The organism is Niabella aurantiaca DSM 17617, from assembly GCF_000374125.1.
In the GTDB taxonomy this organism is placed as follows: Bacteria; Bacteroidota; Bacteroidia; order Chitinophagales; family Chitinophagaceae; genus Niabella; species Niabella aurantiaca.
This window is the reverse complement of the sequence record NZ_KB893627.1, coordinates 76,512-96,326: the sequence shown is the minus strand read 5'-3', so window position 1 is coordinate 96,326 and position 19,815 is coordinate 76,512. Positions and strand designations below refer to the sequence as shown.

At 50.5% G+C, this 19,815-nt stretch carries 19 protein-coding genes and 1 tRNA gene; 14 read left to right on the top strand and 6 right to left on the bottom strand.

The window, feature by feature from the left end; all coding sequences use genetic code 11:
- Positions 1-80: 80 nt before the first annotated feature.
- Positions 81-1,934: a beta-N-acetylhexosaminidase gene (locus B160_RS0108425; RefSeq protein WP_040679654.1), complete on the top strand. Its 1,854-nt coding sequence runs from the start codon at positions 81-83 to the stop codon at positions 1,932-1,934.
- Complete coding sequence (locus B160_RS0108420) at positions 1,909-2,757, top strand: response regulator transcription factor (RefSeq protein WP_018627459.1); 849 nt, start codon at positions 1,909-1,911, stop codon at positions 2,755-2,757. The genes B160_RS0108425 and B160_RS0108420 overlap by 26 nt, the downstream gene beginning before the upstream one ends.
- Here the strand turns inward: B160_RS0108420 and B160_RS0108415 are convergent.
- Positions 2,747-3,985 (bottom strand): BaiN/RdsA family NAD(P)/FAD-dependent oxidoreductase, encoded by a 1,239-nt coding sequence (locus tag B160_RS0108415; protein WP_040679650.1) that lies wholly within the window; start codon positions 3,983-3,985, stop codon positions 2,747-2,749. The genes B160_RS0108420 and B160_RS0108415 overlap by 11 nt on opposite strands.
- Positions 3,986-4,146: 161 nt before the next feature.
- On the bottom strand, positions 4,147-5,067 hold the full coding sequence (locus B160_RS0108410) for an alpha/beta hydrolase (RefSeq protein ID WP_018627457.1): 921 nt from the start codon (positions 5,065-5,067) through the stop codon (positions 4,147-4,149).
- 350 nt (positions 5,068-5,417) lie between these two features.
- Between B160_RS0108410 and B160_RS0108405 the strand changes: the two genes are divergently transcribed.
- The 3 genes from B160_RS0108405 to B160_RS30515 all read left to right on the top strand — a co-directional run bounded on the left by B160_RS0108405 (position 5,418) and on the right by B160_RS30515 (position 7,953).
- Entirely contained in the window at positions 5,418-6,080 is a 663-nt protein-coding gene (locus B160_RS0108405) for a M15 family metallopeptidase (protein ID WP_040679649.1), read from the top strand.
- Positions 6,077-6,634 carry an AAA family ATPase gene (locus tag B160_RS0108400; RefSeq protein ID WP_018627455.1) on the top strand — a complete coding sequence of 186 codons (558 nt, stop codon included), beginning with the start codon at positions 6,077-6,079 and terminating at the stop codon, positions 6,632-6,634. Before B160_RS0108405 ends, B160_RS0108400 begins: the two co-directional genes overlap by 4 nt.
- 752 nt (positions 6,635-7,386) lie before the next feature.
- Positions 7,387-7,953, top strand: coding sequence for an outer membrane beta-barrel protein (locus B160_RS30515; protein ID WP_169540021.1), 567 nt, complete (start codon positions 7,387-7,389; stop codon positions 7,951-7,953).
- A gap of 45 nt (positions 7,954-7,998) precedes the next feature.
- Here B160_RS30515 and B160_RS0108390 read toward each other — a convergent pair whose 3' ends face one another.
- From B160_RS0108390 to B160_RS0108375, 4 genes are all read right to left on the bottom strand, one after another.
- Positions 7,999-9,699 (bottom strand): sodium:solute symporter family protein, encoded by a 1,701-nt coding sequence (locus B160_RS0108390; RefSeq protein ID WP_018627453.1) that lies wholly within the window; start codon positions 9,697-9,699, stop codon positions 7,999-8,001.
- A complete protein-coding gene (locus tag B160_RS32385) occupies positions 9,696-9,827 on the bottom strand; it encodes a hypothetical protein (RefSeq protein WP_018627452.1) in 132 nt (43 codons plus the stop codon). The genes B160_RS0108390 and B160_RS32385 overlap by 4 nt, the downstream gene beginning before the upstream one ends.
- A 188-nt stretch (positions 9,828-10,015) precedes the next feature.
- A complete protein-coding gene (locus B160_RS0108380) occupies positions 10,016-10,195 on the bottom strand; it encodes a hypothetical protein (protein WP_018627451.1) in 180 nt (59 codons plus the stop codon).
- Positions 10,188-12,677 (bottom strand): PIG-L family deacetylase, encoded by a 2,490-nt coding sequence (locus tag B160_RS0108375; RefSeq protein ID WP_018627450.1) that lies wholly within the window; start codon positions 12,675-12,677, stop codon positions 10,188-10,190. The genes B160_RS0108380 and B160_RS0108375 overlap by 8 nt, the downstream gene beginning before the upstream one ends.
- A gap of 266 nt (positions 12,678-12,943) precedes the next feature.
- Between B160_RS0108375 and ggt the strand changes: the two genes are divergently transcribed.
- The 9 genes from ggt to coaD all read left to right on the top strand — a co-directional run bounded on the left by ggt (position 12,944) and on the right by coaD (position 19,746).
- On the top strand, positions 12,944-14,671 hold the full coding sequence (gene ggt / locus B160_RS0108365; protein WP_018627448.1) for a gamma-glutamyltransferase: 1,728 nt from the start codon (positions 12,944-12,946) through the stop codon (positions 14,669-14,671).
- A 69-nt stretch (positions 14,672-14,740) separates the two neighbouring features.
- Positions 14,741-15,271: a DUF1572 family protein gene (locus B160_RS0108360; protein WP_018627447.1), complete on the top strand. Its 531-nt coding sequence runs from the start codon at positions 14,741-14,743 to the stop codon at positions 15,269-15,271.
- A gap of 3 nt (positions 15,272-15,274) precedes the next feature.
- Positions 15,275-15,757, top strand: a complete 483-nt coding sequence (locus B160_RS0108355) for a GAF domain-containing protein (protein ID WP_018627446.1) — start codon at positions 15,275-15,277, stop codon at positions 15,755-15,757.
- Between the two features lie 8 nt (positions 15,758-15,765).
- On the top strand, positions 15,766-16,038 hold the full coding sequence (locus tag B160_RS0108350; protein ID WP_018627445.1) for an acylphosphatase: 273 nt from the start codon (positions 15,766-15,768) through the stop codon (positions 16,036-16,038).
- A gap of 377 nt (positions 16,039-16,415) precedes the next feature.
- The gene (locus tag B160_RS0108345; protein ID WP_018627444.1) at positions 16,416-16,676 is read left to right on the top strand and encodes an acylphosphatase; all 261 of its coding nucleotides are present in this window, start codon (positions 16,416-16,418) and stop codon (positions 16,674-16,676) included.
- Between the two features lie 165 nt (positions 16,677-16,841).
- Positions 16,842-17,585, top strand: a complete 744-nt coding sequence (locus tag B160_RS0108340) for a 3-keto-disaccharide hydrolase (protein ID WP_018627443.1) — start codon at positions 16,842-16,844, stop codon at positions 17,583-17,585.
- A 394-nt stretch (positions 17,586-17,979) separates the two neighbouring features.
- Positions 17,980-18,052 (top strand) — tRNA-Gly (locus B160_RS0108335).
- Between the two features lie 281 nt (positions 18,053-18,333).
- Complete coding sequence (locus B160_RS0108330; protein ID WP_026309631.1) at positions 18,334-19,260, top strand: aspartate carbamoyltransferase catalytic subunit; 927 nt, start codon at positions 18,334-18,336, stop codon at positions 19,258-19,260.
- 21 nt (positions 19,261-19,281) lie between these two features.
- On the top strand, positions 19,282-19,746 hold the full coding sequence (coaD, locus tag B160_RS0108325) for a pantetheine-phosphate adenylyltransferase (protein WP_018627441.1): 465 nt from the start codon (positions 19,282-19,284) through the stop codon (positions 19,744-19,746).
- Positions 19,747-19,815: the final 69 nt, after the last annotated feature.

The following is a 19,815-nucleotide window of genomic DNA, read 5'->3' as shown; positions in this document are numbered from 1 at the left end:
ATTATAAAACCGGTTTCTGCTGTTTTTGTGACTTCTTTAATTATATTTACCGTCTATTTTTTATTTGAATGATTATGCATATGAAACTGCGATCCGCATTGATGTTTTGTTCTTCGTTTTTAATTTTCTCCCTTTTCCCGGGCAGCCCTGTAAAGGCACAGACCCAAACCGAGCCTGCTATTATCCCGCGGCCGGCAGTGGTAAAATCCCTGCCGGGCCGGTTCCTGCTGAATGCAGCCACAAAGATCTGTGTAACACCCGGAAACCCGGCAGGCAGGAAACTGGGTGCGATGCTGTCCCAGGCACTTAAGGACAGAACAGGGCTTACGATCCCTGTAAGCGAAAGCAGAAGCCCCGTAGCCAATGCATTCATCATTCACCTGGGGCCGGGGACGGACTCCCTGGGCAAAGAAGGCTACCGGCTCACTGTCAACAACAAAAATATCCTGCTCCGTGCATCGGAAGGCAATGGCGCCTTTTACGGGATACAAACGATTTTACAATTATTACCCACCACTAAAAAAGCGCTGACCGGTATCCCTGCTGTGGAGATCACCGACTGGCCGCGGTTTGAATGGAGAGGACTGATGCTGGATTGCGGCCGCTATTATTACTCGATGAACTTTTTAAAAAAGCTGATCGACTATATGGCCATGCATAAAATGAATACCTTTCACTGGCATCTTACAGAAGATCATGGCTGGCGCCTTGAAATAAAAAAATACCCCAGGCTAACGGATATCGGCGCCTGGAGAACCACAACTGAGTTTAGCCAGGGGCGTTTAAACGGAACCCCGGCCGGTGGCTATTATACCCAGGAGCAGGCCAAAGAACTGGTAGCCTATGCTGCAGAACGTTATGTAACGATTGTACCGGAAATTGAAATGCCGGGGCATGCCACGGCAGCGCTGATCGCCTATCCTGAGCTGTCCTGCAGCGGCGGCCCCTTTAAACCCCTTACCAGGTGGGGCATCCAGAAAGAGATTTTTTGCGCCGGAAATGAAAGAACCTTTGAGTTCCTCGAAGACGTAATCAAAGAAGTAGTGGCCATTTTTCCGGGAGCCGTCATTCATATGGGCGGTGACGAGGCACCTAAAGACCGGTGGAAAAGCTGCCCGAAGTGCCAGGAACGGATTCGTAAAGAGCACCTCAAAGACGAACATGAATTACAGAGCTACTTTGTGAAGCGCGTTGAAAAAATATTCACCGCTCAAAAAAAGAACTACATCGGCTGGGATGAGATACTCGAAGGCGGACTGGCACCCAATGCCTGGGTGATGAGCTGGCGGGGCATTAAGGGCGGCATTGAAGCTGCCCGGCAACAGCACAATGTGGTAATGACCCCCTATAACTATTATTATCTTGATTACTACCAGGGAAAACCATCAATGGAGCCCAATGCCATTTTTGACCATGCCATCAATACACTGGAAAAAGTATATAATTTTGAGCCCACCCCTCCGGAGCTTACCGAAGCAGAAGCCCGTTTTATAAAGGGCGTGCAGGGAAATGTGTGGAGTGAGTTCATTCATACTCCTGAAAAAGTGGAATACATGGCCTTTCCGCGCGCGGCAGCCATTGCAGAAACAGGCTGGACGCCGAAGAACCGCAAGCAATGGGACGACTTTGCCCGGCGAATGGAAACACAGTACGAGCGCTACGACTTTCTTGAACTGAATTATGCCAGAAGCGCGTACAATGTATGGCAGACAACCCTCACCGACAGTCTTGCGAACACGGCAGAGATCCGTTTCAAAACCAATAGTTATCAACCGGAGATCCGCTACACTACCGATGGCAATGAGCCTACGACGCAGTCAACTTTGTACACGGGCCCTTTTAAAGTAAAACCGCCGCTGCTGATTAAATCGGCAACCTTTAAAAACGGGAAAATGATGGGCAAAGTATATGAAGAAGCGGTTCTCAGGAAATGATTCAGCATTTAAAAACGTTTTTACAATCTTGACCCAGGAAGAGAACAACAACCCGTCTCACAGCGCATTTACCCTTCTTTTGGTGGATGATAACGAGGAAATTCTTGATTTTCTGAAAGACGACCTCGAAGAAAAATATATTGTGCTAACGGCCACCAACGGCAGGGAAGCGCTCCGGCAGCTGGAAGAGCATATCATTCACCTGATCATCTGCGATATCATGATGCCGGGAATGGACGGCCTAGAATTTTGCGATCTTGTAAAATCCAACTTCGAGCTCAGCCATATCCCGATCGTTCTGCTTACCGCAAAAAACACACTCCAGTCAAAAATAGAAGGGCTGGATGCGGGGGCCGACGCTTATATCGAAAAACCTTTTTCCCCGGAGCACCTGAACGCACAGGTTTCAAGTTTGCTCAGCAACCGGATGAAGCTGAAGGATTACTTTGCCAAATCGCCATTGACCCATATCAAAACCATGGCGCATACAAAAATGGACGAGCAGTTCCTCGAAAAGCTGCAGCAACTCATAGAAGCCAACCTCTCCAATACGCTCCTGGACGTTGAATTCCTGGCGCAGAACCTGAACATGAGCCGTCCTACGCTTTACCGTAAAATAAAGTCCATTTCTGATCTGTCGCCCAATGAAATGATCAATCTTACCCGCCTCAAAAAAGCAGCGGCCCTGATCAGCCAGGAGCACCATCACATGAATGAGATCTCGGAGACCGTCGGTTACAGCTCCCTTACGCAATTTGGCAGGAACTTTCACAAGCAGTTTGGAATGACGCCCACGGAATACGCCAAAAAGATCAGCGGTTAACGGCCGCCAGCTGCACTAAAGACCGGGCGGCAACAAACCCGGAGCTCCAGGCATTTTGAAAATTATACCCGCCGGTAATGCCATCCACATCCGTTATTTCGCCCGCAAAGAAAAGCCCCGGTACCTTTTTGCTCATCATTGTATGCGGTTCCAGCTCCGACAGCACAATGCCTCCGGCGGTAACAAACTCTTCCTTGTAAGTGGTTTTACCGCTAACGGGCAGTTCAAACGCCAGCAGGTTCCGGATCAGCTGGTTCTGGTTCTTCGAGGGAAGGTCTGCCCAGCGTTTCTGATCATCAATGCCGGATTGCAAAAGAAGGAACTGCCAAAGACGGTTGGGCAATCCCCATTCATTTTTACCCGCTATTTTTTGCGCTCCTTTTTCCGACCGCCACCGGAGGAACAACTCCCGGAGCTCCGGCTCCCGCAGATCCGGCAGCCAGTTTATAAGAGCGCCGAAGCGCCATTGCAGAAGGGCCAGGTTCCGCGCTGCCCAGGCGCTCAGGCGCAATACCACCGGCCCGCTGATACCCCAATGGGTGATCAGCAAGGGACCACGCTGCTGTAATTTGGTGGCTGCCACTGAAACCTTTGCATCGGGCACGCTCAGGCCCATCAATGCCGTTAACGGATGCTGCGGGCTGTTGAATGTAAATAAAGAAGGAACCGGCGGTGCAATGGAATGGCCCAGGCCTGTCAGCCATTGAAACTGCTCCTGCCGGGGAAACCCTCCGCAGGCCATGCATACATAATCACAGCGAAGAATGTCTCCGCGCGCAGTGCTGAGCATAAAATCAGCAGCGGTCCTTTCTACTGCCGTTACCGCGCATTGCATCCGGACCTCCACACCATACCGCCGGGCTTCTTCCAGCAAGCAATCAATAATGGTTTGCGAAGTATCCGTAACCGGGAACATCCGCCCGTCTGCTTCTGTTTTTAACGACACGCCTCTTTGCTGAAACCAGGCAATGGTATCATTGGTAAAAAACTGGTGGAAGAGTTTCTTTACAAAATTTCCTCCCCGGGGATAGCGCTTTGCCATTTCCGCAATTTCAAAGCAGGCATGGGTTACATTGCAGCGCCCGCCCCCGCTGATCTTTACCTTCGACAGCAGCTTATTGCTTTTTTCGACAATCACCACCTTCAGCTGCGGATCCATGCGCGCCGCGTTCACTGCACAAAAGAAACCCGAAGCGCCTCCCCCAATGATATAAACCGTTTTTCCCAATTTCCAATTTTTGCCAAAGATAAGACACCGGATTTTTAACATAATGGGAGTCGGCCATTATCTACCATTGGGTCATGACTGGTACGCCGGTTTTCATTTCAAAACGTTGTCGGATACCTCAAAGTGCACTACCGTACTCAGATACAGGTTTTAAAAACATACTACTTTATCCAACCATTCGCCCGCATCCAGTTCAGACATCTTTCGAACCAATGATCGTTATTGGTTTTATTGTTGAGCCCGTACCCGTGGCCGCCCGCAGCATAAATATGCATTTCGGCTTTTACACCCACAGCCAGCAGGGCCTGGTAATACGCAATGCTATTGGCCACCGGTACTACCCTGTCATCGGAACTGTGTAGCAGAAAGGCAGGAGGTGTTGCCGCCGTTATCTGTTTTTCATTAGAATACTGGTCCACTTTTTCCGCCACAGCCGTGTCTTTACCGAGCAAGGCGCGCCGCGAGCCTTTATGTACAAGCGGTTCCGTAAAGCTGATAACCGGGTAAACCAGTATTGAAAAGTCAGGGCGCAAGCTGGTATGCCGGGGATTATCAATGACCCGGTCATTAAAATGCGTGGATGCGGTAGATGCGAGATGCCCGCCGGCGGAAAAGCCAATAATGCCGACCCGGTCCTGGTTGATATTCCATTCGGAGGCCCGCTCTCTTATGATCCTGATTGCCTGCTGCGCATCCTGTAATGGCCCGATCGTTCTATTGACCATTATCCTGTCGTCCGGCAACCGGTATTTCAAAACAAAAGCGGCAACACCCTTTTCAGCAAATGCTTTTGCCACATCCGTTCCTTCCTGGTTGATCACCAAATAAGAATAGCCGCCACCGGGGCAGATCACCACTGCAGTGCCGGTGGCTTTTTCTTTTGAAGGGAAATAAGCGGTTATGGATGGAGCTGTAACCGATCGCACCAGGATCCGGCCCGTAGCTGTAGTATCCCATTTTTCCGTTACCGCATCTGTTTTAATGGAATTCGGTACCACCGGGTATAAAGGAACCACCAGTTGTGCCCTGCCGCCCAGGAACGTTAACAAAACCACAGCGGATGTGAGTAAATAGCGCTTCATATTCAATCGTTCATCATTTAAAAAAAAGGATCCACATGCAATTTATGTGTTTATGTAGAACATATCAAAGATAGCGTATAAAATGAAAGATGAAAAATTATGAGCCTGTTTCTTTGGAAGGCACCACCGTTCCGTTTATTCAATCCGCAAATATAAAATCAATGACAATCACAGGTGGGGCTGATAATCTCCCGGGCCATATCATTCTGAGTCCGCAGCCCCTTAGGTGCATTCAGGGCAGCAGCTGTATCAAACACATCTTCCATTTGTTTCTTTTACATTTGCAGACGGCATTGCTTCCTGTTCCAATCAAAAAAAATATGTCTTTTTATAAAATATCCTGTTTTCTGATGGCATGCTGCATTACGCTGTTGTGCCCCGCCCAGTCCCCTTCTTTCCCGATCCTGCGGTCCGGCAAAGAATACCGGAATGCCCTCCGCAAAAATGCTGATAACCGCCTGGTGGAATTAAAAAGCCGGATACCCGGCCTGGTGTACGATCTCCGGTATGCCACCACTAATAATTTTATGCACCGGCGGATGTATCCCGGAGGCACCCGCTATACCTTTATGAGAAGGCCGGCTGCCGAAGCGCTGGCCGCAGCTCAGAAGGAACTGAACCTGGAGGGACTGGGGCTGAAAATATTTGACGCCTACAGGCCCTACTCCGTTTCCCAAAAGTTCTGGGAGCTGGTAAAGGACGAACGGTATGTAGCCAATCCTGCAAAAGGGAGCAACCACAATCGCGGAACGGCTGTCGACCTTACCCTTATTGACCTGAAAACACAGCAGGAATTGCATATGGGAACAGGCTTTGATAATTTTACAGATACGGCGCACCATAGCTTTACCGGCCTGCCCCCGCAGGTACTGAAGAACCGCGGCCGGTTAAGGTCTGTCATGGAACGTCACGGGTTTGGGGCGCTGGACTCGGAATGGTGGCACTATACCTACAGGACAGGGACTTTTGATGTGCTGGATCTTTCATTTAAACAACTCAGCAAACGCCCATGACCGCGGACCGCTTTTATATCATCACCGGCGGACCAGGATCGGGGAAGACCACCCTGCTCACCGCGCTGGAGCATGCAGGCTTCCACACCGTTCCGGAGGCTGCGCGTACGATTATCAAAGAGCAGGTCCAGACAGGAGGAACAGCGCTTCCCTGGAAGGACCGCCGGCGCTATACCCGTCTGATGCTCGACCGGTCCGTAGAAAGTTATCAGGCAGCCACGGAACAGGCAAAAAAGCACCCGGAACGCCTGTTCTTTTTTGATCGTGGCATTCCCGACACCCTTTGTTATGCCAACATGACCGGCATCGGCATTTCAAAGCAGATGGATGCCGTTGCCCGGACGCATCCCTACAACAAAACCGTATGGATGCTGCCTCCGTGGAAAGAGATCTATGCCATCGATGATGAGCGCAAACAAGACTGGGCTGAAGCCGTTTTTACCTACCTGCAAATGAAAGAGATCTATACCCGGTATCAGTACAACGTTACCGAAGTGCCGCCTGGCGATGTCCGCTACCGCAGTGCATTCATTATTGCCCGCCTCAAACTTTGATCTTCGATGGTATAGCGCCTGCGGACACGCGCCAGGGCAGGAAAATGTACCGTACCTACGGCACTCCCCTCCTGTTAGGGGGATCTGGCCGGCGGCCTTCTGTATTCCATTCAAAGGGCAAGAGGCATCGCCTCGACCAGTCTATCAACAACGAACCTCGGTTCGTTGTAAAAACCTGCAACGGAAACAGGAGAACCATAGGTTCGGACCATAAATTGACGGATATGATGCGGATAAGCGCCCGGGCGGGAAAATGTACCGTACCTACGGCACTCCCCGGCTGTTAGGGGGATCTGGCCGGCGACCTTCTGTATTCCATTCAAAGGGCAAGAGGCATCGCCTCGACCAGTCTATCAACAACGAACCTCGGTTCGTTGTAAAAACCTGCAACGGAAACAGGAGAACCATAGGTTCGGACCATAAATTGACGGATATGATGCGGATAAGCGCCCGGGCGGGAAAATGTACCGTACCTATGGCACTCCCCGGCTGTTAGGGGGATCTGGCCGGCGGCCTTCTGTATTTTCTATTCAAAGAGCAAGAGGCATCGCCTCGACCAGTCTATCAACAACGAACCTCGGTTCGTTGTAAAAGCCTGCAACGGAAACAGGAGAACCATAGGTTCGGACCATAAATTGACGGATATGATGTGGACCCGCGCCAGGGCAGGGGCCCACCCCGGGGGTGCTGATGTTCTTTTGCAGAAAGCATCTCCGGAAAAAGAAAAACATTATATTCGAATAAAAATCACTATGAAAAAAATGATTGCCTTATGCATTGCACACCTGCTATTCTTGTTAACCGCCAATGCCCAAACAGAAAAAGGGAAATGGGTCATTTCCGGACAAACCAACCTTAGTTTTGCATATAACAGCAGCGCTGAATATATGAAAAGCTACAAGACGAAATCGGGGACCTTCACCCTGCAACCCGCTGTCGGTTATTTTGTAGCCACCAACCTGGCGGTTGGGTTATCAGCTGCCTACACGTACAGCAAGGCCGATTTTTCAGAAGCAACTTCCACCCTGGCGCTGATGCCACAGGCGGAATATTATTTCCCGCTTGAAGGTAAGGCCAGGCCCTTTGTTACGATCGGCGGAGGGTATGCCCGTCACAGCGAGGGCGATTCTGCCATTTTTAAATACGATGGCTTTGCCGCCGGGGGTGGTGCCGGCGTGGCCCTTTTCCTGAAAAACAATATATCCCTCGACCTGGGCGCCCATTACACGTATACCCAGCTGGAAAACATACAAAAAAGGGGCTATTACGTTAAGAACAACGGGCTTGGATTTTTAGCCGGGTTTTCCCTTTTCTTCTGACGCCGGCTTGCGGACCGGCCTCTTTTCAGGCGTAGCTTCTCTGGTTTATACCGGGAATTTCCTTTGCGGTGCCACCAGCTGCAGCAGGTAACCGATGCCCCAAACCAGCAGGGCACCCACGGCATTCAGCCATAAAAATCCCAGTGAAATGATCCCGTATTCATTCAGGAAAAACAAGACCACCACGATCACCTCGGCGATCAGCGCCGCCCAGAACACCGCATTGCCCCTGATGCGTTTTGAGTAGAATGCCACCAGGAAGATCCCGAGGATCGTTCCGTAGAAGAGCGATCCCAATACATTCACCACCTCTATCAAACTGTTTCCCCAATTGGACACAAACATTGCAACGGCAATACAGAATATCCCCCACAAAAAGGTATATCTTTTTGAAACAAGGTAGTCCCGTTCCGCCGGTTGCTCCTTTTGCGAAAAACGTTTATGAAAATCGATCACGGTGCTGGATGCAAGGGAGTTCAGCGCCGCGGCGATACTTCCCCAGCTGGCAAGAAAAATAATGGCGATGATCAGTCCTACCAACCCCACCGGTAAATAATCCACTACAAAATGCAGGAAAATATAGTTGGTATCATTGTCGGCGCCCCCGTTCTTTTTTACCAGTCCCTTGATCCGGGCCCGGACCGATTCCGTTTCGGTCTGAAGTACCTGCAGCTGCCGGAAGGCTGTTGCCCGCTCACTGGAGTACAGGGCAAGGGCCGCGTCCTTTTTCTGCTGAATGCCCTCCAGCTGGTATTGCAATTGATGCAGGGAGTCGCTGTAAACCGATTGCTCCAGCCGCTTTAACTCCAGCTCGTTAAAAAAAGCAGGCGCCTTATTGAACTGGTAAAAGGCAAAGACCAGTACCCCGATCAGTAAAATAAGGAACTGCATGGGCACCTTCACGATTCCGTTCATCAGCAGGCCGAGACGGCTTTCTTTAAGATTCCGGGCTGTCAGATAACGGCCTACCTGCGACTGGTCGGTTCCAAAATACGACAGCAGCAGGAAAAACCCTCCGATCACCCCGCTAAAGATATTATACCGGTCGCCCCAATCAAAGCCTTTATCGGTGATGCCCGTAGTGATCACATTCATTTTCCCCAACTTTCCGCCAACACGTAATGCGTCGGTGAAGCCGATCCCCGGGGGCAGGTCTTTTACGATATAGTATCCGGCAACGAACATGGCGCCCATGATGATCAAAAACTGGAAGGTCTGTGTATAGGCCACTGCCCGGGCACCACCGGTTACGGTATAAATGATCAGGAGCCCGCCCATGAACAGGTTGGTCAGGTAAATATTCCATCCCAGCAATACGGACAGGATGATGGAAGGAGCATAAATGCTGATCCCGGTTGACAGTCCCCGTTGCAGCAGGAACAAAAAAGAAGTGAAGGTCCTTGTTTTCAGGTCGAACCGCTGCTCGAGGTACTCATAAGCAGTAAATACCTTAAGCCTGCTAAAAACCGGAACAAAAGAAATGCAGATGACAATAGCGGCCAGCGGCAGTCCGAAATAATACTGAACAAAGCGCATTCCGTCTGTATAGGCCTGCCCCGGTGCGGCAAGGAAGGTGATGGCACTGGCCTGGGTGCCCATAATACTCAACAGGATCAGGTACCAGGGCATGCTCCTGTTGGAACGGAAATAACCATCAAGATCGCGCGTTGTACGGCTTTTGTAGATCCCGTAAAGGATAATACCGGACAATGTAACAATCAGAACAACCCAGTCCAGTGGCTTCATGAGTAGGTTTTTGTGATCTGGTGAAAGCAGGCGATCAGCAAGAAAAGCACCACGACCACGAGAACATACCATATAGTCCAGGACCCGAAGAGGGGGGCCTTTTCCTCATCCTGTATCTGCTTATTCATACGCATTGATTATTAGAGGCCGGAGATTAGATGTTAGACGTCAGATATTAGATATTAGACATTAGACCCTGGATGCCTGATCGTTGATATTTGATGCTTGATATTTGATACCTGATCCCTGGCATGTCTTCTGCATCATGTACAATTCCGGATCCCTATTCACCATTCACTACTCCCCATTCACTCCCTCACCGCTTCGCCCGCAGGCTGTTCATAAATACGATCCCCAAACCGATGATCAGTCCCAGCATCAGACCCAGCCGTATCTTTTTAATAAGTGTGCCGACGATCAGTCCGATCACAATGGCAACAAGAAATGCCATTTCACCCCGGCGGATGCCCATAATCTCCTTTTTCTTATCAGTCATTTACATTTGTTGATGTCTGCGAATTTAATGCAATAATATTTGCAAATAAACGAATTGCCCCGGGAACTGCAGCCGGCAGCTGCCTGAAAAATGTGATCCCGCAATAAGTAAAATAACCTTTCCCATATTTGCCGGTTATCAGGGCACCGGCATTTTCCTGCTCTCCGGGATCGCGCATCACCAGCACCGGTTTCAGGTGTGCATCCCAGTTGGCTGCGTGATAAGTGCTCCGCTCCTGCACCCAGCCTTCAAAATCTTTGTCCGTGATCTGGTTGGGGTAGCGCAATACCCGCATGAAAGGATCTGTAAAACGCACCGGGGCATTCTCATCTGTAATCCGGCTCCGGGAAATGGAAAAATCATACGGACCGATCTTTGCTTTTACAGGCCCGATGTTATTATTTGTACAGTATTGAACGATCAGGTTCCCTCCGTTGCGAATATAAGCCATCAACGGCTCATAGGCATCATTCAGCCATTCGTGGATATTATAGGCCCGTACGCCGCTTATAATGGCATCAAAACCGGAAAGCTCCGTTGTTGCCAGTTTTTGACGGTCCAGCAGCACTACCTGGTAGCCCATGGCCGTCAGCACTTCCGGTACTTTATCACCCGCACCCGGTATGTATCCGATCTTCTTTCCCGCAGTTCTCAGATCGATGTTCAGCAGCTTTACCGAATCGGTATAGAGGTAATTGATATCGGGAATATGATCATAGCGGATCGATTTTATCGCCTGCCCGTACCGCTCTGCGGGAGCAGTACGCTCCCATACATTGCCCTCCACCGTGGTTACAGCATTGCTGAGCTGTTTATTGGACACGGGTATAAAAACACCGGCCCCGGTATCTGCAACCGCCGCCGCTTCCGTTCCGGGCAATCCTGCCAGTCCAAACTGCAGCTCACTGGCAACGGATTGATTGATGGTATAGTGAAGCTTCAGTTTTTTTTCTTCTGTTTTTCCCTTTTGGAACAGCAGTATTTTTGGAGACAGCTGCACAGTGATGCGGGGCGCCACCATTACCGGCTGGTATATTTCACCTTTCACCGGGTCTGTAAAATGATACAATACCGGTACATCAAATGTCAGGTCTACACCTTCGATGGCCGTGACAAATCGGGCCGTAAAGGCCGGTGCCACATCCGGGATGCCGATCTCCTGCTGATCATGCACCGTATAATTGGCAGGCGCCATCTTTTCGCGCAGCCAGTAGGGCTGTGTTAACGGGGTATTTTTGGCAATGGGTACCGCTACCTTCTGCACCAGGTTCCGGTTGGCCGGCAGCGGCTGATCCAGCAGCAGCTGTTCATCCCCGATACCGATGGCTTTGAGCCTTATGGCCCCGGCCGACCGGTTGATCGCATTTACGGTGAACGCCACCGTATCACCGGGAAATAATAGCTGCGTGCTGCTGGTAGCTCTTATAAATAAACCGCAACATTGCCGGATCAGCTCCCGCACCTCGGCCATTTTTTTGTTTTTCCAGTATGAATCCGGCAATTGCCCGATCATCCGGTACAATGCTGCCAGAGGCTGAACCGATGCCGCCGGACGGAGGATCGAAAATGCTTCCCCGATCTTTTTAACGGCAGTTTCAATTTCTTTGCCACCGGGCCCCACACGGTTCCAGCTAAGATCAATGCCATCCATCAGCTCAGTTGAAGGCGCGCTTCCGCCGGTTGTTTTAAAATATTCCCAGCTCTCACCCCGGGTTCCGGCAGAGCCAAACCCCTGGCTTTTGTGCTGGCTTCTGCTGAGTGCCGCTATCTCGCCATAACTCTTCCCCAGGGAAGCATTGTACCCCCCTACATCTATTTTGAACTCGGAAGGTCCTGTGGTATTCGTTCCGCCGAAATTAAATGTATTCCATAAAATACGTTTGGCCTGCCAGGGCTTTACATAGTTCAGCTGCTCCGGGTATCGCCGGGGATCGGCAGCCATTTTGAATGCTTCATTGGCCAGGATCGCCGACGCCGTATGATGACCGTGCCCCCCCTCTCCGGTTACCGGAAATCGGGTAATGATCACATCCGGCTGAAATTTCCGGATCACCCAAACGACATCACTCAACACCAGCCGGCGGTTCCATATAGCAAACGTTTCTTCCGGATTTTTTGAAAATCCAAAATCAAATGCGCGGGTAAAAAACTGCTCGCCGCCATCGATACGCCGCGCAGCAAGCAGCTCCTGTGTGCGGATCAATCCCAGCTCGATACCCTGCTCCTCCCCGATAAGGTTCTGCCCGCCGTCTCCGCGCGTCAGCGAAAGATAACCGGTGCGGTAGCACTTCTCATTTGCCAGGTAGGTGATCAGCCGTGTATTTTCATCATCCGGATGTGCCGCCAGGTAAAGAACAGAACCCAGTACATTCAGTTTCCGGATGCCCTGCTGGATCTCGCTTCCCGACCAGCTCCGGGGTGCCTGGGCAATCCCCGTACCACAAAAGCACATCAATAAAAAAGAACAGACAATACGCTTCATCTTACGAATATACAATGGAGCGTTGAGAATTGAGCCATCAGCTATCAGCCACGGAATTTGAAAACGTGGAAATATGGAAACGCTTCAGGCCGGACCGAACGTTGAGCTTTATCCTGACCGAAACCGGGAAAAACATGAACCCAAAGAAAGTGCCCCGGAGTTTCCGGGTATAAAAACGGATCTGACTAAAAGTCGAGCCCCAGGCAGGAACACGGCCGGCCATGTAATCCAGAAACTTTTTATACCTTTCCCAAAATTTTATTTTCATGCGCAGTCTTGTTGTTGCCGCGGCCCTGCTCCTGCTTACCGCCTGTTCCTCCACAAAAAAGGCCGGCTCACCGCCGGCCGGTTCTTCCGGGATCAACGCGGGGCATTATACCAGTACCAAACATATCAACGCTTCGAACGGAGCCGTTGTATCTGCACACCCGCTGGCCAGTATGGCAGGATTGGAAATGTTGAAAAAAGGAGGAAATGCTGTGGATGCCGCCATTGCCACTCAGTGGGCATTAGCGGTAGTGTATCCCGGAGCCGGCAACATCGGTGGCGGCGGGTTTATGGTGGCCCGGTTGGCCAATAAGGAAAAAATAGCCATCGATTACCGGGAGATGGCACCCTCCGGAGCGCATCGGGATATGTACCTCGATGCCAACGGTAATGCGGTTGCAGCAAAGAGCCTGAACGGGCACCTTTCCTCCGGCGTGCCGGGAACGGTAGCCGGCCTGTTTGCCGCGCAGCGCTATGCCAAACTTCCCATGCGGGTATTGATACAGCCGGCTATTGATTTTGCCGAGCACGGCTTTGTGATCACCGCAGCGGAAGCCCGCGGGCTCAATGCCAACAGGGAAGACTTTCAGCAATTCAGCACCCGCCCAACGGCTTTTGTAAAACAAGCGCAGTGGCGGGAAGGCGATACCCTGATCCAGAAAGAGCTTGCCGCAACATTAAGGCGGATACAGGAAAACGGGCAGCCGGGATTTTATGAAGGTGAAACCGCCCGCCTGATTGTGGAAGAAATGAAACGCGGCAGCGGTATCATCAGCCTGGATGACCTGAAAACCTACCAGGCAAAGCTGCGGCAGCCCCTCGGTTTTACGTACAGGGGATACCAAATCATCGGGATGCCGATGCCCAGCAGCGGCGGGTTGTTGCTGAACCAGATGCTGAAAATGATTGAGCCGTACAATATCGGCGCGATGGGCTTTGCAACGCCGGCAGCCGTGCAGTTGATGACCGAAGCCGAACGCCGGGCCTATGCCGACCGGGCGCGCTATATGGGCGATGCCGATTTTGTAAAAGTACCTGTTAAAGAACTGACCAGTGAAGCCTACCTCAAGAACAGGATGCAGGACTATGATCCGCAGAAGGCCGGCAACAGCAAACAAACCGCAGAAGGTATAGTGCCCGGTTATGAAAGCGAAGAGACCACACACTTAAGTGTTCTGGATAAGGAAGGAAACGCGGTGGCCGTAACCACCACCCTCAACAACAGCTACGGGAGCCGTACCGTTGTGGGCGGCGCGGGCTTTCTTTTAAATGATGAAATGGATGATTTCAGCGCCAAACCCGGATCTCCCAACCTCTTCGGCGCCGTGGGCGGAAAGGCCAATGCCATTGCGCCGGGAAAGCGCATGCTCAGCTCCATGGCTCCCACCCTTGTTTTAAAAAACAATGCCCCCTTCCTTGTGGTAGGTACGCCGGGCGGCACCACCATCCCTACTTCTGTTTTTCAGACGATCGTTAACATCATCGATTTTAATATGAGCACGGATGACGCGGTAAACAAACCAAAATTCCACCATCAATGGCTACCGGACCGCATTGATATTGAAAGCGGTTTCCCGGAGCAGACGTCCCGGGCCCTTGAAAAAATGGGTTATAAATTATACAACCGCAAACAAATTGGCCGTACGGAGGTTATAAAAGTACAGCCCGGCGGAAAAATGGAAGCTGTAGCCGACCACCGGGGCGATGATTCAGCAGCGGGATTTTAAGGTTCGAAGTTCAATGTTAACCGGGTCTTCGTGTCTTAACAGGTTCATCAGAAATCAGAAACGTGAAACATGAACGAAACATTATTCATAAAAAGCGCGATTCAGCAATTTAAGGATTACAAAGGATTGGCAGAACGGACATTTCAGCAATTAGAGGATGCCGATTTTCATTTTCGGCCGGATGTGGCCAACAACAATCTTGCGGTGAACATTACGCATCTGCATGGCAATATGCTCAGCCGCTGGAGCCATTTCCTTGCCGAAGATGGCGAAAAAGAATGGCGGAAAAGAGATGCGGAGTTTGAAGAGCAGCACCTTGACCGGGCACACCTGATGGGCCTCTGGGAAGAAGGCTGGAAATGCCTGCTGGACGCTCTCGAGTCATTAAAACCGGAGGACCTGCAGAAAACAGTGACCATCCGCACCAAACCGTTAACGGTCATTGAAGCCATACACCGCCAGCTGACCCACTACGCTTACCATGTAGGCCAGATCGTGTTTATCGGCAAGCAGATCCGCAAAGATCGATGGGAAAGCCTTTCCATTAACAAAGGGGCATCAAAAGCATTCAATGAACAACTAAAAAACGAAGCCCGGTAAATCATGGCAGAAGATCTTTCTATACATTCCGGATCAAAAGAAGAGCAATACCGATCGCTCCTTCCGCAGATCCGTGCGCTCCTTGAAGGAGAACCCGATCTGATCGCCAACCTCTCCAATATTGCCGCGGCGCTGAAAGAGCAATTCAACTGGTGGTGGGTCGGCTTTTATCTTGTCAAAAATGACGAACTGGTACTGGGCCCCTTCCAGGGACCCGTTGCCTGTACCCGCATCCGGAAAGGGCGCGGTGTTTGCGGTACCGCATGGGAAAAAGCCGAAACCCTCATCGTAGCAGATGTGGAACAGTTCCCCGGCCATATTGCCTGCAGCAGCCGCTCAAGATCCGAGATCGTTGTGCCCATCATCCGCAACGGGGAAGTGCTGGGCGTGCTGGATGCAGACAGCGAAATACAAGACCATTTTAGCACCACAGATCAGCTACACCTGGAAGCGCTGTTGAACAGTATTTCTTTTCACTTATTATAAAAGCAGCTATGAGCACAAAAAAGATAACGATAACGGGTAAGGTACAGGGTGTCTTTTTCAGAAAAACCGCAAAGCAGCAGGCCGATATGATGGGAATCCTGGGTTCTGTTCAGAACCTGCCGGACGGTTCCGTGCTTATTTATGCATATGGAGATGCAGAGCCGCTGCAACGCTTTATCGACTGGTGCAAACAGGGATCGCCCGGTTCTTCCGTAACAGCGGTCACCGTTACCGATGTTCCTGAAGCAGCAGAATACAGATGGTTTGAGATACGGGGATGATGTGCGGCTTCAGGGCGGGCGCATCATTTATGCTGCCGCATCCGGAACGCCGCCAACGGCACAGACCCTTTTTTATTTTAAGGATCAGAACCCGGGGCCATGCCTGCTGCCTTTACCTGTGCAACTCCCACACCCACACATTGACGGCGACATTCCAAACATACAATCGCCAGCCCAGCCGATACCTGGGGGCCCTTTCCTGTACCTGATTTGCCGGTTTGAGCCAATTTCCCTACTTTTGAACGGCGCCTTTACTCTTTTCTAAACAGGTATCTGCTCCTGCTATGCAGACCATTCCTTAAGGTATCAGACCGTTTTTCTCATAAGATCTCATAAAAAAAGCGCACCGGTTTATTGAAAACATCAAAATTCAGAAAATGAACACAACGCAAATCACCATCAAAGGCAATACCATCCGCGCCGCTTTGCAACAGGCCCTGCAGCTGAAGGCCGAGGAACTGGGCATCACCGGCACAATGCAAAGCAATAAAAACAATACGGTAACACTGATCACTTCCGGTACCCGGGATAACCTGGAGCGCTATATCGACTGGTGTGCATCTGCTGCCAGGGAGCACGGAGTGGAAATTGCTGAAACCAGGGATCTTGCTTTTAAAGCCTTTTATAGGTTTTCCTGAGCAGGATCCGCAACCGGCATGCGACAGTTTTCCACCGGATATTCCGGCCCCATTCCTTTATCTCATAACAAAAGCATATCGGAAATCAGAAAAAATGATGCGCGTGCCGCTACTTTTCAGTGATATTGCGTAAGTTGCTTCTTATTTAAAACAATGCTCTTATTCATGAAAAAGCAACTTTGTTTCGCGATTGCGGCCCTTTATGCAGGTTCCTTTCTGTATGCACAAAACGGCGATCCCAAAATCACCGAAGTATGGAACCCTGAACCAAGAATTGTAACGCCCGGTCAAACGAGCGCAGATCCCCCTTCCGACGCCATTGTTTTGTTTGACGGCTCTGATCTTTCCAATTGGGAAAAAGCCGATGGCAAGGGAGCTGCGGCCTGGAAGGTGGAGAACAAAGCCATGACCGTGGTCAAAGGCTCCGGAGCGATCCGCACCAAACAAAGCTTTGGCGACTGCCAGCTGCATATTGAATGGCGTACACCCGCAGTAGTAAAGGGAGACGGACAGGGAAGAGGCAACAGCGGTATCTTTTTAATGAGCAACTATGAGCTGCAGGTGCTGGACGGCTATAAGAACCGCACCTATAGCAATGGCCAGGCAGGCAGCATCTACAAACAACTGATCCCGCTGGCCAATGCCTCCCGCAAACCCGGGGAATGGCAGACCTACGATGTCATTTTCACCGCTCCACGCTTTAATAAAGACAGTACCTTAAAGTCGCAGGGAAGGATTACAGTTATCCACAACGGGGTGCTGGTACAAAACAATGCGGCCATCCTGGGAGCCACTCAATACATCGGCATTCCCACGAATACCTTTCATAAAGAAAAAGAGCCCCTCATCCTGCAGGATCATGGCAATCCGGTAAGCTTCCGGAACATCTGGGTTCGGGAACTGGAATAACGGTGAATACCGGCACGCAAAAGCGGGCATCAGGAATAATATAAGCCAGATACCGGGCGAAGAACGACAGGTATTATTGCATATGGATGCCACCGTCTTTCTATAGGATCTGTGTATTGGGCAAGCCTGATTTATGCCGTTCATAACGGATATCAAAATCAAGAATCAACAGCCACTTCTACTGCCTTCCGGGCGATGTTATTGCTCACAGGCTCCTGTATGGATCCGTGTATCCTGGGCGCTTGCCCCATGACATGAAATCCTGTTATCTCCGGGATCGGACCCGGGGCTTTTTATACGCCTCAACTTACCCGAAGTAGAGCCGGCGGCAACAAAAAATTGACGACCTGTTTGTTTTATCTGAATATAAAGTATATTTACGCCCGTTCAAAAAGCGGAAGTAGCTCACCTGGTAGAGCGGCAGCTTCCCAAGCTGCAGGTAGCCGGTTCGAGTCCGGTCTTCCGCTCTTATTTTTAATATTCGGTTCAAGGGTGCCATTTTGTTTTCATTTTGAAAACAAAATTCCGGTCGCTATGTCCCTGGAAATTGAATATCCTTTCGCCGCAGCGCTTATCCGGGCGTGCCATAAAACCAGCAGCAACAATAGCGCTACAAGATACCCGGATTGAACTGGGCCCTTCGCGGCAGCCATTCCTGTATTCGTACACCATACCTTGTTATTTTGCCGCCGCAAACGGGCTTTCGCGTTTGCAATATTCAGCTGATTTATCTTATCTTTGCCCTTTAATGAAGCTTTCCACCAAACATTTATTGGGTATTAAAGACCTCACAAAAGAGGACATTTCCCTTTTTTTAGATACAGCAGCACAGTTTAAAGAAGTTTTACAGCGACCGGTTAAGAAAGTTCCTTCCTTAAGAGATATAACCATCGTAAACCTGTTTTACGAAAACTCAACCCGGACCCGCATTTCATTTGAACTGGCCGAGAAAAGGCTGTCGGCCGATACCATCAATTTTACAGCGTCGGGGTCTTCCGTTTCCAAAGGAGAAACCCTTCTCGACACCGTCAACAATATCCTGTCCATGAAAGTGGATATGGTGGTGATGCGGCACAGCGCCACCGGTGCCCCTCATTTTCTGGCCCGGCATATCCCGGCCGCCATTGTCAACGCCGGGGACGGGATCAATGAGCACCCCACCCAGGGGCTGCTGGACGCATTCTCGATCCGGGAAAAGATCGGAACGCTGAACGGCACAAAAGTGGCCATCATCGGCGACATCATGCACAGCCGTGTGGCCATGAGCAATATGTACCTCCTCACCAAAATGGGCGCAAAGGTCACTGTTTGCGGTCCCCCTACCCTTGTACCCAAATACATTGAAGAAGCGTTTGGCGTAAGCGTAAACTATAATTTACAGGAAACCCTCAACTGGTGCGATGTGGCCAATGTACTGCGCATTCAGCTGGAGCGGCAGAACCAGGTACTCTTTTCATCACTCCGGGAATACAACCTTTCCTATGGCATCAGCCGCAAACTGCTGGAGGGTCTGAAAAAAGATATTGTGATCATGCATCCCGGCCCTATCAACCGGGGCGTGGAGCTGGACAGCGACGTGGCGGACTCCGGGCAGTCCATCATCCTGCAGCAGGTAGAAAATGGCGTAGCGGTAAGGATGGCGGTCTTATATTTGCTTTCCAATAAAAATCAATAACAGCGTATTTAATCTGGTACCATGTCAAGAATCTGCCTGTTTCCCGGAACTTTTGACCCCATTACCCTGGGGCATGTGGACATCATCAACCGGGCGCTGCCTTTGTTTGATAAAATCGTGGTAGGGATCGGGATCAATACCTCAAAAAGCCCGATGTTCAGCGCAGAAAAGCGATTGACCTGGATAAAGGATATCTTCCCCGACAGCTCGCGTATTGAAGGTGCAATGTACGAGGGGCTTACCGTAAACTTTTGCAAGGAAATAGGCGCGGGGTTTATTTTACGCGGTATCCGTTATGTAAGCGATTTCGAGTATGAAAAGACCATTGCAGATGCCAACCGGACTTTAGATCCAACCATTGAAACGATCTTTCTTACCGGGGAGCCTAAATATACTTCCGTGGCCTCCACCATTGTACGCGACATTATCAAAAACAACGGTGATGCCAGTCCGTTCCTGCCGGAAGCCGTCTATACATCTTTATAAGAGCTGTTTGCTTCGCAGTTTTGGGTACTCTTATATCCGGTGGTATTGCCGGAGGCGGGAATTTTCAGC

Excerpts from the sequence above, each read along its gene's own strand:
- B160_RS0108425 (WP_040679654.1), top strand. The coding sequence starts at position 81 with ATGAAACTGCGATCCGCATTGATGTTTTGTTCTTCGTTTTTAATTTTC.
- B160_RS0108420 (WP_018627459.1), top strand. The coding sequence starts at position 1,909 with ATGAAGAAGCGGTTCTCAGGAAATGATTCAGCATTTAAAAACGTTTTT.
- B160_RS0108410 (WP_018627457.1), bottom strand. The coding sequence starts at position 5,067 with ATGAAGCGCTATTTACTCACATCCGCTGTGGTTTTGTTAACGTTCCTG.
- B160_RS0108405 (WP_040679649.1), top strand. The coding sequence starts at position 5,418 with ATGGCATGCTGCATTACGCTGTTGTGCCCCGCCCAGTCCCCTTCTTTC.
- B160_RS0108400 (WP_018627455.1), top strand. The coding sequence starts at position 6,077 with ATGACCGCGGACCGCTTTTATATCATCACCGGCGGACCAGGATCGGGG.
- B160_RS30515 (WP_169540021.1), top strand. The coding sequence starts at position 7,387 with ATGAAAAAAATGATTGCCTTATGCATTGCACACCTGCTATTCTTGTTA.
- B160_RS0108390 (WP_018627453.1), bottom strand. The coding sequence starts at position 9,699 with ATGAAGCCACTGGACTGGGTTGTTCTGATTGTTACATTGTCCGGTATT.
- B160_RS32385 (WP_018627452.1), bottom strand. The coding sequence starts at position 9,827 with ATGAATAAGCAGATACAGGATGAGGAAAAGGCCCCCCTCTTCGGGTCC.
- B160_RS0108380 (WP_018627451.1), bottom strand. The coding sequence starts at position 10,195 with ATGACTGATAAGAAAAAGGAGATTATGGGCATCCGCCGGGGTGAAATG.
- B160_RS0108375 (WP_018627450.1), bottom strand. The coding sequence starts at position 12,677 with ATGAAGCGTATTGTCTGTTCTTTTTTATTGATGTGCTTTTGTGGTACG.
- ggt (WP_018627448.1), top strand. The coding sequence starts at position 12,944 with ATGCGCAGTCTTGTTGTTGCCGCGGCCCTGCTCCTGCTTACCGCCTGT.
- B160_RS0108360 (WP_018627447.1), top strand. The coding sequence starts at position 14,741 with ATGAACGAAACATTATTCATAAAAAGCGCGATTCAGCAATTTAAGGAT.
- B160_RS0108355 (WP_018627446.1), top strand. The coding sequence starts at position 15,275 with ATGGCAGAAGATCTTTCTATACATTCCGGATCAAAAGAAGAGCAATAC.
- B160_RS0108350 (WP_018627445.1), top strand. The coding sequence starts at position 15,766 with ATGAGCACAAAAAAGATAACGATAACGGGTAAGGTACAGGGTGTCTTT.
- B160_RS0108345 (WP_018627444.1), top strand. The coding sequence starts at position 16,416 with ATGAACACAACGCAAATCACCATCAAAGGCAATACCATCCGCGCCGCT.
- B160_RS0108340 (WP_018627443.1), top strand. The coding sequence starts at position 16,842 with ATGAAAAAGCAACTTTGTTTCGCGATTGCGGCCCTTTATGCAGGTTCC.
- B160_RS0108330 (WP_026309631.1), top strand. The coding sequence starts at position 18,334 with ATGAAGCTTTCCACCAAACATTTATTGGGTATTAAAGACCTCACAAAA.
- coaD (WP_018627441.1), top strand. The coding sequence starts at position 19,282 with ATGTCAAGAATCTGCCTGTTTCCCGGAACTTTTGACCCCATTACCCTG.